The following is a 13,869-nucleotide window of genomic DNA, read 5'->3' on the forward strand; positions in this document are numbered from 1 at the left end:
CCGAATAGGGCTGCGACATTGTCAGCCAGTTAGAAACGCGACACTGGCACCGATGATCAGCCCCCGATCCGACCGGCTGGGCCGGGTTGAAAGGGCGGAGCGGGGGCGGGTGAAAGAACACCTCTTCGGCTTTAGCTTTCTCAATAGCAATTGTTCAGTCGCCGGCTGATACTCGCTTTTATCTGAATTGAGCGGGTAGGGATCAAAGCTGCACGATGCTTCCGGAAATCAAGCTGCAGGGTGACGTCGATGTCGCCGCGCTGTCACCTCTTCTTCGCGGCATGCTTCTGTCCGTTGCCTATGCTGACGGTGAGGGTGGCATAGGATTGACCGCGACCGGTGCTATGAACCGCAAATTCGTACATTGGGCCGCTGTGAACTTCCTGTGGCCCGACTTCACAGCTGAAGACCTTTACAGCATGAACAAAGTGCTGAACGAAAGCGACATGCCGCCGCTCTGGGTCGTGCGGGACATGACCCGCCATCTGAAGCTTCTTCGCCGGAAAAAGGATGTGCTGCTGCCAACCAGACGCGGCCGGGAGTTTCTGGTGAACCCGCAAGCCTTCTTCGATCTCGTGGCCACAGACTATCTCTACTCGTATGTCCATGCCACCGAGCGGGAAGCTGAGGTGCAAGCGCGCCTACGCTGGTGGCGCATGTTCCTCAATCTTCTCAATATCAAGGCGAGAGAAGGCTGTACGCCTTTGGACGTCGTGAAGATCCTCTATCCAGACACGGCACCTCTGTCCGCCACCGAAATGACCCTGGAAGCCTGGGAGCTCAAATCCGATCTCCAATATGGCGTCCTGCGGCGCCTGTGCTGGCTGGGCCTGCTTTATGAGGCACGAGAAGGGCTCACGCTTCTTCAAGACGGAGCCTTCCACAAGACGCGCTTTGGTCCGCCTGCCTGCAATTGGAGTCAGATACGCAAAGCGATATCGGCGTGAATTGACGCCCTTTATTCCGCAGCCGGCTGCCTCAATAACGCTTTCTCCCGCCGTGCGATCACCGCCGGATCGTTCATGTAATCCGTTCTCGGCTTGCGTCCACGCTTCTGGTAGCCGTTCCCCGTGCTGCCATCGCGAATGCCGAACATATGGTCCGTCTGCCCAGTTCGCCGTGGTCCGCCCTTGCTGCGCTGCTGCTCCCGCCCAGCCTGCAGCTCGGCGACAACAGACAGCATGTCGTCCAACCGCTTGTTATCGACGACCTCGGCGCGATGCACGGAGCGTAACGTGTCAAAGGTTCGGTAGGGCAGGGCAAAGCTCTCGTGCATGATCTCGAGGCGCCCGTCCGGATAGTCGCAAACGACGACCTTCTTACCCGCCAGGGACCTGGAAAGATCTGTCGGATCAAGGATGAACAGCACCTTGTCATAGCGCAGCGTCAAAGCCTGCGACAGCGTGCGAACTTCCTTGCGGCACATGGCGCCATCGAGGTTCTCGTGGTCGGCCAACGGCCGGTGCATGTCCTTCGGATTACGCGGCTGTTTGCCAAAACGCGCGTTGAAATCCGCAATGAACTCAGGCGCATAGGCGTTGGCTTCCTCGATCGTGTCGATGCCGCGCAGCCGCATTTCCTTGACCAGCCGATCCTGCAGTGTCTGGTTCGCACGTTCGACGCGGCCTTTGGCCTGCGGGGTATTGGCACAGATGATGTCGATGTTCAGCTCATAAAGCGCGCGGCCGAATTGTGTCAGGCCGCTCGTCCGGTCCTTCTCCGACGCATGGGTCGAACGAAAGACGCCGTGCTTGTCACTGTAGAAGGCCAGCGGTTTGCCCCATTGCTGCAGATAGGCCTTGGTCGCGTGCAGATAGTCGAAGGTGTTCTCCGAGCCGGCAAACCGTAGATGCAGCAGCTTGCCGGTGGCGTCGTCGATATAGACGAGCAGGGCGCATTTGGGCCCACGGTTCTCGAACCACCAGTGATGCGAGCCATCGATCTGTACCAGTTCGCCAAAGCAATCACGTCGGCCGCGTGGCTGGAAAACCCGCTTCTTGCGTTCCCGACGCGAGACCCAGATGCCGGCCTCGGTCATCCATTGCCGCAGGGTCTCCTTGGCGACCGAGATCCGGTGCAGCTCGATCAGCTTCTCACGCGCCAGCGTCGGACCGAAATCCAGATAGCGTTCACGGATCAGATTCAGCGCCGCATTGCGAAACTCCTCGCTATGGCGCCGGTTGCTCGGTCGCGATCGCTTCTTGGAAACAAGCCCGGCCGGACCATCCCGGTCATAGGCCTGCAGCAGCCGATGGACCTGACTTCGACTGAGGTCGAGCCGTTCGGCGGCCTGCACAACGCTCAGGCGTTCGTCACGGATCTTCTGGATGAGTTCGAGGCGATGCAATTCTTTCTGCGACATAGTGATCATAAAGGACATGACGACTCCGACCGCTCATGGTCTCGACCAGGCTGAAGGTCGTCATCCTTGCTCCCGACATTGGCATTGACCAGTTGTCGAGAGGCGAGATTGTCGCATCTCTAACTGGCCCAACTGTCGCATTACTAAATAGCCTCTACAGCAAAAGATCACATAAGATAGATTATGGAACATAAAGATGTCGTTTGATTACAAAGGCATACTGCCGTCCCGCTTATAGCCTACTCTTTGAAAGCGGAAATTTCGCCTATGGCTCGCCGATGCTATTCCTGAGGTGTCGGGATGACTTTGGATGGCCTTTGTAATTCCGCCGCGGCGGCGGAAGCCGTTGCATCTCCGGTCCCGCTGGAGACATGAACCGTCGGGGTTGCGAACTGGATCCCTTTTTCTGCGAATGTCTTCTTCAGCATGGCAAGAGCCTTCCGGCGAACGCCGAATTGTTCGCCAGGTTTGGCCATGAATTTCAGCCGAATTTGCACACCGTAATCGGCCATCTGCTCAATTCCCTGCATTTTCAAGGGCTCGATGATATTAGGTCCGAGTTCGGCATCCTCCAGAAGCTCGACGCCGATGCGCTTGATGGTCTTGCGGACCTCCTCAAGGTCGCTGTCATAGTTCAGGGTAAGCGTGATGATGTCGATCACCCAGTCGCGGCTGAGGTTCTGCACCGCGCCGAGTTCGCCGAAGGGAACGATGGTGACCGGACCGCGATGGTGTCGCAGGCGGATCGATCGCAGCGAGAAACCTTCGACCGTCCCTTTGTATTTCGCCGCCTGAATGTATTCACCGATGCGAAAGGCATCGTCGAACAGATAAAAAACGCCGGAGATGATGTCCTTGACGAGTGTTTGTGCCCCGAAGCCGACGGCGATGCCGACGACGCCGGCGCCCGCCAGCAGCGGTCCGATCTGAATGCCGACGGCATCCAGGATCATCAGGAAGCCGACAGCCCCGATCGCCAGAAACAACACATTGCGAAGGATGGGAAGCAGCGTATTCAACCGCTGACGGCGGCGCGCGTCGGGTCCGTCCTCATGCCCCGCCTGCGCACTTCTCGACGCCAGTGCCATCTGACTGTCGATCAGCGTGCTTGCGAGCTTCCAGATGACGTCGGTCACCAGCAGCACGATAACGATGCGGATTCCTGCGCGGATCAACCGTGTGGTCACCGTCTCGGCTGCGGCAAGGTCACTGAGATTGACATTCCACGAACGGGCAATAAGCAGCGCGGCGACCACGATGAGCCCGTTGCGCAGCGTTTGCATGATGACGACAGACCATCCGACGATGGCCGGATCTTCGACGGCGTGCTCGCCGCCGGACCGTATAATGCGGCCAATGATATCCCGAGCCACGGAAACGGTCAGCGGCAGAAGCGTCATGACGATCAACGTCCAGAATGCTCCGCGCAGCCCTGACACCCATAACAGCCACGACAGCACGATGCTCGCGCTGAAGCCGACACAGACCAGCCGGTTCACCGACGGCCCATCTGAACGAAAATGCCGCAGCCAGATCATGGCGATCAGCGCGATTGAAACGACACCGAGCCACGCCGCGGTAAAGAGGTCGACCAGGATGGGTGAAGTCCCGATGGTCTGGAACACTTCGATGACGGCCCAGCCAGCCGCCAGCACGGCGACGATTGCAAGCAGCCAGCGGTACCAGAACCAGGCAAGCGAGGTGACAAGCGTCAGAAGCCGCATATGCGGCAGCCGGGCGCCGGGCGCGATGACAATGCGGCCCACAAGCACGCCGAGGCGCACCATCAGCGCCGCGGACAGCAGAATGAGCGCAATATCGCGAAACACGGCAGGCCAGGGAAAGAGGATAAACGCGCCGAGGCTTCCGATCAGGTAGCCGACCAATGCCAGAAGCCCCATTGCAAGCCGGCTCGCATGCAGCTGGATCCGCTGCCGGACGGTGTCGGCAGGCGCATTCAGCACAAAATGAAGAAGCCCTCGCCCGGACCACCAGGCAAGGCGCTGCGCAGCGAATCCGCCTGCGACGAAGAGTGTGACCGCCAAGATCAGGCCGAGAGGGTCGATATGATTATCCGTTTGGAAGGTCTGGACAGCCGCCCGGATATGCCCGGGAAGGGTCGGGACTGCATCGACGAGCGTCAGCAACCTCTGGCGCAAATCCTGTAGTGAGGTGGCAATCGACTGCGGCGGCGGCTGTTGAGGGGCAGCCATCGGCTGCGCCGGTTCCTGATTGCCGGGAACGATCCGATTGACCAGCGCCCGTCCGGAATCATCATTCGGCACTTCGATGATAACTCGGATTGGTGGCGACGGATTCGACGATTCGGCCGCTGCGGTGGAATGCACGCTCCAAACCAGAAGCGCCGAAAATACGGCCGCAAGGAATAGCGAAATTTTGCCGAGGGAATGACGATCGTCGTTGATGCCCATGTACCCGTGGTCCCCGAAAAGCTGCCGTCGCTACTGCCGGCCGATAAAGCGCCGCACTTTGTGAAGGGTCGCACGATCAACGTCAATCGGCGACTGTCTGGGGAATGCAGACAGTGTTTTTGCCCCAACGCTCCCTGCCCGCGCATCGCCTCCGCCCCTCGCCTCACTGGGCGCGAAGATCAGCAACGTCGATATTGCGTCCGTTCGAAACGAGACTAAGATCAGAGGGCGAGATGGTCGATCGCCCTGTCATTCATCGAGAGCCGGGTGACGGGGACAACCGGCGGCTTTGGCGCTCAGACTGGGGATGCAAAATGAACCTTGTCAACGGAGCTTTTGGAGCACCCGACTTTCTGTCCGAGGAGCCCGGTATCTTCACATGGGATTTGGCGACTGACACGGTTTATGCGGATTCGGCGCTGGCAAAGCTTTTTGGTCTTGACCCGGAACAGACTATTGCGGGGCTGCCGATCATAAAATACCTCGACCGGATTCACCCGGACGACAAGCCATCCGTGGCCAAGGCGATTTCGGACTCGGTGATCACCGGCGATCCCTACCGCCATGACTATCGGGTATTTGACGGCAGCGGGCAAGTGGTCGCCGTGGCTGCCTTCGGCCGCTGCTTCCGGGATGAAGCCGGAAACCCGTCGCACTATGCGGGCATCGTATTTCCGACGAATGATCAGAGCCAGCAAGACGAACTGTCTGCCCACTGCAGAGCGGCACTGAAAATCGCGGAGTCATCCGGTCTGCAGACGACGGCCGATGCGCTTGAAGCCATTCTGAAAGAGCTTGCCACGCCGATGCCTTCCGACGTCACGCCGGTTCATTGATTTCGTTGCGCGCCGTGGGGTCGATGCGCCCGCTCTTATCCCCTGTGGCCAGCGATTCCAGACCAGCCGGTCATCGCCGTCCCGCCTCTGAGAGATGACCGGCATATCCGGCAAGCATGCCCCCCAGCGGGACATTTCGCACCAGCCTGGCTGCGATGAAGGTTGCGCAGATCGCCGCAGCAAGCTTTGCCCAGGGATAGCTGCCGAGTTGGACATGGGCGCTTGCATCGACCGATGTGGCCTTGGCCTTCAGCGCCGCCTCGGCGTCCTCGCGCAGCACGCCGATGCGAGCCCTCAGCAGCCTCAGTTCCTGCTGCAGGGCGTTCATATCCCGGTCGGCTTTTTCACGTGCGGTTTCCAGCGGGGCATCGGCAAAAGGCGGTTCACCCTCACCGATCAGTTCATCGGGGTCGGGAAGGCGGCCGTCGCGATTGATGGATGATTGCATGGACATATCCTCGAATAACAAGCCAGATGAGATGAAGGCCCGGCAACGCAGCCGGGTTCTCCAATGCGCGTCAGGGGATCAGTGGTCACGCCGGAAACCCTGGCTCTGCTTCGAGCCGCCTTGCGACTGGTTTTGCGATTGGCGATCGGAATCGTTCGATGGCGAAGCAGCGCCGGCGCTATAGGTGTAGGCCCGCACCTTGGCACTGCCATGCGTGGCATCTCGCGTCGCAACGGGTCGCGTGTCGTCAAATGCGCTCTCGGACACAGCGAGGTCATCCGATGCTTTGCCGCCGGAAGATTGGCCGGCAAAACCGGTATTGGATGCGCCTTGCTGCCTGTCCTCCAATGACCAGAGGTCTGCCCGTTCATCCATGTCGATGCTGCCCTCGTCGTCCAGAATATCGTGGACGGTTTCATAGAGCGCGTCATCGATATCGTTGACCTGGACGAGGAAGCCGCCTCGCCGCAGCCCTTCTGCATAGACCGCCCGATCCTCGTCGGGGAAGAAGAAGTCGGCCAGCGCGTCGAAGAAGCCGCTGCGGTCGTCGCTCATCGTGCCGGCGGTTTTTCCATCCGCCTCATATCCCGGCATCAACCGAATTCTCGCAACCGGGACGCCGGCGTCTTCGAGACGGGAGACGGCGGATTCGGCTTCCGATCGGCCGTCGAAAAATGCGGTAAGGCTGCCGCCGCCCGTCGGGCTCGAAAAGGCTGGATTGGTATCGTTGTAAATGCTGCTCATGGGAATCTCCTCTCGATGCATAGGCCCACGCCGTCGATCCGCGGGCTGTTTTCCTGATCAGAAAAACAGGTGGATGAGAGGAATGTTCCAAGCCCATGCGCGGGAGATGTTGGCGGCATCAGCCGCACCGCCCGCCCCGGCATCGGCGGCTCTCCAATATCGAAATAAGGAACGTTTTGGCGTCAAGGATCGTTGTCCGGCGCCACCGCAATTCAAAGCGCCGTAGCGGTTGACGTCAAACCTTCGAGACGCTAGCACGGCTGTTGACGCATTGGGGATATTTCATATGGACATCTTTACGGCAGCCGGCCTGACGGCTTTGCTGCAGGTCATTGCTATCGACCTTGTTCTTGCCGGCGACAACGCCGTGGTTATCGGTCTTGCCGCTGCCGGCCTCGAGGCCACGCAGCGCCGAAAGGCGATCATCGTCGGCATAGCGGCCGCGACCATCCTGCGTATTCTCTTTGCCAGCGTTGCGGTCTATCTGCTCGCGATCGTCGGTCTGCTGCTGGCCGGCGGGCTTCTGCTCCTCTGGGTTTGCTGGAAGATGTGGCGTGAGCTTCGCGCCGGCCACGGCGAAAACCACGAAGCGGCGGGCGCCGAAGGCGTGCCGAAAAAGACCTTTTTCCAGGCGGCGACCCAGATCGTCATCGCCGACGTCTCGATGTCGCTCGATAACGTGCTCGCCGTTGCCGGGGCCGCGCGCGAACATCCGAGCGTGCTGATCATCGGTCTTGCCCTGTCGATCGCGCTGATGGGCATCGCCGCCAACCTGATCGCCCGGTTGCTCAGCAACCATCGCTGGATCGCCTATGTCGGCTTGCTGATCATCCTCTACGTCTCGCTCGACATGATCTATCGCGGCGCCGTCGAGATTATGCCCTACATGTAGTGATTTCAGGCCCGATCATGCTCTGGGTCGGGGCTCAAGCCCCGATCCTGACCTCGGTTTCGAAACTCATCTGATCATAGGCCGGCACCACATGGTCCGGCGTCTCGGCCATCACAGCGTCGTAATCGAGCGGCGTGTGCATATGGGTGAGGATCGCCCGTTTCGGCTTCAGCCGGCCGATCCAGTCGAGCGACTGTTCCAGCGACAGATGGCTCGGATGATAGGTATATTGCAGCGCGTCGATGATCAGCACATCGAGGTTCTGAAGCTTGTCGACAGTCTGCGGCGGGAAGTCGCTGATATCGCTGCAATAAGCCACATCGCCGATCCGAAAGCCGAGCGAGTGGATATCGCCGTGCTGCTGAAAATGCGGATGAAACTGTATCTTGCCGCCGGGGCCGCGGATTTCGATGGGGTCGTCAAGGTTTTCGATGACAACAGGCAGCACGATCGGCGGATAATTGCTGCCCGGCGGCGTTTCCAGGCAATAGCCGAAGGCTTCCCGCAGCCTGTCCATCGTATATTGATCGGCAAAGATCGGCACCCGGCGGCGGGTGTTGTGAAAATAGCCGCGCAGATCGTCAATGCCGTGAATATGATCAGCATGCGGATGGCTGTAGAGCACGGCATCGACATGGTCGGCCCCTGCCCTGATCATCTGCTCGCGAAAATCCGGCCCGGTGTCGATGACGACGGTGGTGACGCCGCCATCCGGCGCAAATTGCTGCACCATGAAGGCGGCGCGGGTGCGCCGGTTCTTCGGATTGTCGGGATTGCAGGCGCCCCAGTCGCCGGTAATGCGCGGCACGCCCGGTGACGACGAACAGCCGAGAATGGTGAAGCGCCGCCGGTAGAGCACGCTCTCAGACCCTCGGCATCTTCGTAAACAGGCGCAAAGCGTTCTCCGTCGTGATCCGTGCGACCTCCGCGTAGGAAAGGCCGATCGTCTCGGCGAGTACCTCGGCGGTGTTGACGACATAGGAGGGTTCGTTGCGCTTGCCGCGCCAGCGCTTCGGCGCCAGATACGGCGCGTCCGTTTCCACCAGCAGCCGATCCAGAGGGATCGTCCTGGCGATGTCGCGCAGCTCTTCCGACTTCGGGAAGGTCAGGATTCCCGAAAAGGAGACGTAGCCGCCGAGCTCAACGCCGGTGCGCGCCAGCTCCGGGCCTGCCGAGAAGCAGTGCAGGATGAAGGGGAAGGCCCCCTTCCCCGTCTCCTCGGTCAGGATTGCCGCCATGTCCTCATCGGCACTGCGGCTGTGGATGACGAGCGGCAGCCGGGTCTCGCGCGCCGCCGCGATGTGCCGGCGGAAGCCGGTCTGCTGGTCCTCGGGCTTCTGCGTATCGTAGAAATAATCAAGGCCGGCCTCGCCGATCGCCACCACCTTCTCATGGGCATTGGCAAGGCGCACCAGCTCTTCCGTCTGGATATCCAGCTCTTCGTCGGCATTGTTCGGATGCGTGCCGACCGAGCAGAACACCGAGGGATATTTCTCGGTGATCGCAAGCAGCCCGTCGAGCTTGCGCACCCGCGTCGAGATCGTCACCATCTGCTTGACGCCGGCCTGGTGGGCGCGCGTAACGATCTCGTCGCGCTCCGCCTCGAAGTCGGCGAAATCCAGATGGCAATGCGTATCGATCAGCACAGCCTCAAGCCTCCGGAGCCACGTATCGCGGGAAGACCGGCGTTGGCGCTTCGAGCGGCGTTCCGGCAACAAGACGGCCGGATTCACCCAGAGCGGCGAAGTCGCGTTTGTCGTCGGCTGCCGCGACCAGATCGAGCAGCTTGCCCGATGAATCCGGCATGAAGGGCTGCAGCAGAATGGCGATCTGGCGCACCACTTCGGCCGTGACATAGAGCACCGTGCCCATACGCTCGGGATCGGTCTTCTTCAGCGCCCACGGCGCCTGGCCGGCAAAATAACGGTCCGTCTCGGACACGACCGCGATGATCGAGGCAAGCGCCCGGTGGATCTGCTGCTTGCTCATGTCCTCGCGCGTCGACGCGTGCAGCGCGTCGGCCTGCGCCAGCATCGCCTTGTCCTCGTCGGTCAGCGGCCCGCATTCCGGGATCTTGCCGTCGCAGTTCTTGACGATCATCGACAGCGAGCGGCTGGCGAGATTGCCGATGCCGTTGGCAAGGTCGGAGTTGATGCGCGTACCGATCGCCTCTTCGCTGTAGCTGCCGTCCTGGCCGAAGGATACTTCGCGCAGGAAGAAGTAGCGCACCTGGTCGAGGCCGAAATGGTTCACCAGGTTGACGGGATCGACGACATTGCCGAGCGACTTCGACATCTTCTCGCCCTTGTTGAGCAGGAAGCCGTGGGCGAAGACCCGCTTCGGAAGCGGCAGCTTTGCCGACATCAGGAAGGCCGGCCAGTAGACGGCGTGGAAACGGATGATGTCCTTGCCGATGATGTGCACATCCGCCGGCCAATATTTCGCCCGCGGGCCGTTCCTGTCCTCGATATAGCCCGTGGCGGTAATGTAGTTGGTCAGTGCGTCGACCCAGACATACATGACGTGGGACGGATCATTGGGCACCTTGATGCCCCAGTCGAAGGTCGTGCGCGAGACTGAAAGGTCTTTCAAGCCCGATTTAACAAAGGAGATCACCTCGTTGCGGCGCTCGGCCGGACCGATGAAATCGGGATTGGCCTCGTAATGGGCCAGCAGCTTCTCCTGGTATTCGGAGAGCTTGAAGAAATAGCTTGCCTCTTCAACCCACTCGACGGGCGTGCCCTGCGGTCCGTAGCGCACGCCGTCGGCGCGCAGCTCCGTCTCGTTTTCCTGGTAATAGGCCTCGTCGCGCACCGAATACCAGCCGGCATAGCTATCCTTGTAGATGTCGCCATTCTCGGCCATCAGGTTCCAGATGTTGCGCGACGTTTCGTGATGGCGTTCCTGCGTGGTGCGGATGAAGTCGTCGTTCGAGGCGTTCAGCAGCTTGGCCATCGCCTGGAATTCGCCGGAGTTGCGGTCGGCGAGCGCCTGGGCGGTAATGCCCTCGGCGCGCGCCGTCTGCTGCATCTTCTGGCCGTGTTCGTCGGTGCCGGTCAGGAAGAACACGTCCCTGCCATCCAGGCGCTGGTAGCGCGCCATCGCATCCGTCGCGATCAGCTCATAGGCATGGCCGATATGCGGCTTGCCGTTCGGATAGGAAATCGCGGTGGTGATGTAGAAGGGGGTCTTGTCTGTCATGGCGGCCAATGTCCGGCTAACTCTACAAAAATGGTCAGCCGCTCTTAGCGCATGTCACCGTCAAGCGAAACATCAAGTTTCGCCACCATCAATGATTTCCGGGACTGAAGGGTAGTGAACTTGACTCGGCTTCTGCCGCAATCTACCCGTCATGGAAAAGAGGGCGGGACAGAACGAAGTGCCAGTTTTCATCTACCGGGATAGTCGTGGCCGCGCGCCGTCGGAGGCGCTTGATTGACATTCGAGCCTCTCTATTCGCTTTCGGGCCTCTTCGTCGGCGCGCTTGTCGGAATCACCGGCGTCGGTGGCGGTTCGCTGATGACGCCGCTGCTGGTGCTGCTCTTCGGCGTCCATCCCGCAACCGCCGTTGGCACCGATCTTCTCTATGCGGCGATCACCAAGACCGCCGGCACCGCCGTCCACGGCATGCACGGGCGCGTCAACTGGAAGATCGTCGGCAGTCTCGCAATCGGCAGCGTGCCGGCCGCTTTGCTGATGCTGTGGCTGCTGGCAGGCGTCGATCGCAAAAGCATCGGCGTCACCAATACGATCACCACGGCGCTCGGCTGGCTTCTTGTCATGACCGCGATCATGCTGGTCTTCCGAGGCCCGATCCTCGAGATGGCGCGCCGCGCCATCGGCCACCGCACGCCGCCGCAGCCGAGAACCATTCTTGCCCTCACCGTCATTCTTGGATTCCTGCTCGGGGTCCTCGTCACCCTGACCTCGGTCGGTGCCGGCGCCTTGGGTGTGACGATCCTGCTGATCCTTTATCCCAGGCTCGACGTGCGCGAAATCGTCGGCTCCGATATCGTCCATGCGGTGCCGCTGACCCTGATCGGCGGCACCGGCTACTGGCTGATCGGTGAAATCGACTGGCCGATGCTGTTTGCCCTGCTCATCGGCTCCATCCCCGGCATCATCATCGGCAGCCTGCTGGCGCCGAGGCTACACGAACGCACCATCCGCATCGTCCTTGCCGCAACACTTGCCGTCGTTGCAGGCAAGCTCTTGGCCGGCTGAACACAGCATCGGGATTTAAAATTTAATGCATGTCGCCCGGAAGTGTGCAGCGGTTCCGGGATCACGACATGCATAACGCTAAGGATTGAAGCGCGATGCGACGCGCTTAGAGACCCGGCTGCTTGATATCGGCGAGAATGCTGATGATCGTCTGTTTGCGGTCGAGGTTATAGGCATCCGAAATGGTCAGCCGCTCGGTGATCTCGGAATAGAGGCGCGCCAGCCGTTCCGCAGCAGCGATCTGCCCCTCGCCTGCCGCCGCGCGCGCCCGGTTCATGATATCGTCGCCGACATGGCTGACGAAGAAATCGAAGATCGTGTCGCTTTCTTTGCCCGAAAGCGCGTCGGCCAGCCGATGCATGGCCTTGCGGGCCGTCGGTCCTTCGGCCAACAGCATCTCGCCATAGGCGGCGATGATCTCTCCGCCGCCGTAGTTCAAAAGTTTCAGCGCTTCGCCGACGCTGCCCTTGGCAGCCGAAAGCACCGCTCCGCCCTCGCCGGATATGCCGAGATGCGCAAGCGCCGCCATCAGCGCATCGTCGGCAAGCGGCGCCAGTTTCAGCGGCAGGCAGCGCGAGCGGATCGTCGGCAGCAATCGTCCCGGCGCATGCGAGAGCACCAGGAACAGCGCCCGCTTCGGCGGTTCCTCCAGGATCTTCAGGATGGCGTTGGCCGCATTGCGGTTCATGTCGTCGGCCGGATCGATGATGACGATCCGCCAATTGCCGGTGCCCGAGGTCTGCGAGAAGAATTTCCCGGCGCGGCGAACCTCGTCGACGGTGATCGCCGACTTCACTTTGCCGGTCTTTTCATCCACCGGACGGGCGAGATGCAGCAGATTGTGCGAGGCGCCTGAAGTGATCTGCCGGCTGACGGAAGAGGCAGGATCCGGATCGCCGATCGTCTCCGGCGCCGTGGCCGGATCGGGATGCGACAGCACGTGATTGGCGAAGCGGAAGGCAAGCGTCGCCTTGCCGATGCCCTCCGGCCCCTCTATCAGGATGGCGTGGTGACCCTTGCCGGATCGATAGGATTGCGCAAGGAAGGCCTCCGCCTCCTCGTGGCCGAACAGCCTGGTATTTTCCCCCGGCCAGATGGCGCCGTCGAGCAGTCCGGGCCTTTCCTCACTCATGATGGGCGGCTTCCGGCGTGCGGGTGCGGCCTACCCGCGACAGCAGTTGTTGAACGATCGCCTGAATCTCGGCGGCGATCGCCTCCTCGCTCTGCATGGCGTTGATCACGTGACAGCGCTCCGGCTCGCGGGCGGCAATATCGAGAAAGGCTTCGCGGCGTTTCTCGTGGGTTTCGAGCCGCTCTTTCTCGAAGCGGTCGGGAGCGTCGGCGGCGGCGCGCTTCTGCGCCCGCTCCAGCCCGATTTTGGCGGGGATGTCGAGGATCACGGTGCAATCCGGCATCACGCCGTTGATGGCGATGCGCTGCAGCGTCTCGATGAAATCGGGCTCGAGATTGCCGGTGACGCCCTGGTAGACGCGGGAGGAATCCATGAAACGGTCGCAGAGCACGATTCTGCCGGCGGCCAGTGCAGGCCGGATCACCTCTTCGACATGGTCGTTGCGTGCCGCCGCAAAAAGGATCGCCTCCATCCGCGTGCCGAAGGCTTCGGCGGCCCCCGACAGCAGCACGTGGCGCACCGCCTCGGCTCCCGGCGATCCGCCCGGTTCCCGCGTCACCAGCACATCGTGGCCTTCGCCCTTCAGTGCCTCGGCGAGCCGGCGAATCTGCGTGGATTTCCCAGCGCCCTCCCCGCCTTCAAACGTAACGAACAATCCCGCACCGGATGACAATGACAACTTCCCGCATTCCAGGCGCCGCACGCGCCTTGCTTCTTCTATCTATCCGAAGACAGCAGGAAGGAAAACCTTTCGCCGCGGCGACATATTCACCTTTCCCGGCAAATTGCATCGCAAAGC

12 protein-coding genes and 1 pseudogene are annotated in these 13,869 nt (G+C 61.0%); 4 read left to right on the forward strand and 9 right to left on the reverse strand.

The annotated features are described in order from the left end of the window. Positions 1 to 215: 215 nt before the first annotated feature. Positions 216 to 952 (forward strand): annotated as a pseudogene (locus AMK05_RS11120) (hypothetical protein). 6 nt (positions 953 to 958) lie between these two features. On the opposite strand, the gene AMK05_RS11125 reads toward AMK05_RS11120, so the two are convergent. Both AMK05_RS11125 and AMK05_RS11130 read right to left on the reverse strand, forming a co-directional pair. Beyond that, positions 959 to 2,380: an ISNCY-like element ISRel10 family transposase gene (locus AMK05_RS11125; protein WP_064838507.1), complete on the reverse strand. Its 1,422-nt coding sequence runs from the start codon at positions 2,378 to 2,380 to the stop codon at positions 959 to 961. A gap of 263 nt (positions 2,381 to 2,643) precedes the next feature. After that, positions 2,644 to 4,794: a mechanosensitive ion channel family protein gene (locus AMK05_RS11130; protein WP_064838508.1), complete on the reverse strand. Its 2,151-nt coding sequence runs from the start codon at positions 4,792 to 4,794 to the stop codon at positions 2,644 to 2,646. Positions 4,795 to 5,108: 314 nt separating this feature from the next. Between AMK05_RS11130 and AMK05_RS11135 the strand changes: the two genes are divergently transcribed. Then, complete coding sequence (locus tag AMK05_RS11135; protein WP_064838509.1) at positions 5,109 to 5,630, forward strand: PAS domain-containing protein; 522 nt, start codon at positions 5,109 to 5,111, stop codon at positions 5,628 to 5,630. 70 nt (positions 5,631 to 5,700) lie between these two features. Here the strand turns inward: AMK05_RS11135 and AMK05_RS11140 are convergent, their stop codons facing one another. After that, positions 5,701 to 6,078, reverse strand: a complete 378-nt coding sequence (locus tag AMK05_RS11140; RefSeq protein ID WP_064838510.1) for a hypothetical protein — start codon at positions 6,076 to 6,078, stop codon at positions 5,701 to 5,703. A gap of 78 nt (positions 6,079 to 6,156) precedes the next feature. Continuing rightward, the gene (locus AMK05_RS11145; protein WP_064838511.1) at positions 6,157 to 6,822 is read right to left on the reverse strand and encodes a hypothetical protein; all 666 of its coding nucleotides are present in this window, start codon (positions 6,820 to 6,822) and stop codon (positions 6,157 to 6,159) included. Positions 6,823 to 7,108: 286 nt separating this feature from the next. Here AMK05_RS11145 and AMK05_RS11150 point away from each other — a divergent pair, with 286 nt between their 5' ends. Next, positions 7,109 to 7,714, forward strand: coding sequence for a TerC family protein (locus tag AMK05_RS11150; protein ID WP_064838512.1), 606 nt, complete (start codon positions 7,109 to 7,111; stop codon positions 7,712 to 7,714). Between the two features lie 34 nt (positions 7,715 to 7,748). Here AMK05_RS11150 and AMK05_RS11155 read toward each other — a convergent pair whose 3' ends face one another. From AMK05_RS11155 to metG, 3 genes are read right to left on the reverse strand one after another with little or no spacing between them, the layout of a single operon-like run. Further along, complete coding sequence (locus AMK05_RS11155; protein WP_064838513.1) at positions 7,749 to 8,573, reverse strand: MBL fold metallo-hydrolase; 825 nt, start codon at positions 8,571 to 8,573, stop codon at positions 7,749 to 7,751. A 4-nt stretch (positions 8,574 to 8,577) separates the two neighbouring features. After that, positions 8,578 to 9,360, reverse strand: a complete 783-nt coding sequence (locus tag AMK05_RS11160; protein ID WP_064838514.1) for a TatD family hydrolase — start codon at positions 9,358 to 9,360, stop codon at positions 8,578 to 8,580. 4 nt (positions 9,361 to 9,364) lie between these two features. After that, positions 9,365 to 10,915: a methionine--tRNA ligase gene (metG, locus tag AMK05_RS11165; RefSeq protein ID WP_064838515.1), complete on the reverse strand. Its 1,551-nt coding sequence runs from the start codon at positions 10,913 to 10,915 to the stop codon at positions 9,365 to 9,367. Between the two features lie 234 nt (positions 10,916 to 11,149). Here metG and AMK05_RS11170 point away from each other — a divergent pair, with 234 nt between their 5' ends. Continuing rightward, positions 11,150 to 11,938 carry a sulfite exporter TauE/SafE family protein gene (locus AMK05_RS11170; protein ID WP_064838516.1) on the forward strand — a complete coding sequence of 263 codons (789 nt, stop codon included), beginning with the start codon at positions 11,150 to 11,152 and terminating at the stop codon, positions 11,936 to 11,938. Positions 11,939 to 12,044: 106 nt separating this feature from the next. Here AMK05_RS11170 and AMK05_RS11175 read toward each other — a convergent pair whose 3' ends face one another. Together AMK05_RS11175 and tmk are read right to left on the reverse strand one after the other, a co-directional pair. Further along, positions 12,045 to 13,070, reverse strand: coding sequence for a DNA polymerase III subunit delta' (locus AMK05_RS11175; RefSeq protein ID WP_064838517.1), 1,026 nt, complete (start codon positions 13,068 to 13,070; stop codon positions 12,045 to 12,047). Beyond that, positions 13,063 to 13,743: a dTMP kinase gene (gene tmk / locus AMK05_RS11180; RefSeq protein WP_064838518.1), complete on the reverse strand. Its 681-nt coding sequence runs from the start codon at positions 13,741 to 13,743 to the stop codon at positions 13,063 to 13,065. The genes AMK05_RS11175 and tmk overlap by 8 nt, the downstream gene beginning before the upstream one ends. Positions 13,744 to 13,869 lie beyond the last annotated feature (126 nt).

This window comes from Rhizobium sp. N324 (assembly GCF_001664485.1).
GTDB lineage: Bacteria > Pseudomonadota > Alphaproteobacteria > Rhizobiales > Rhizobiaceae > Rhizobium.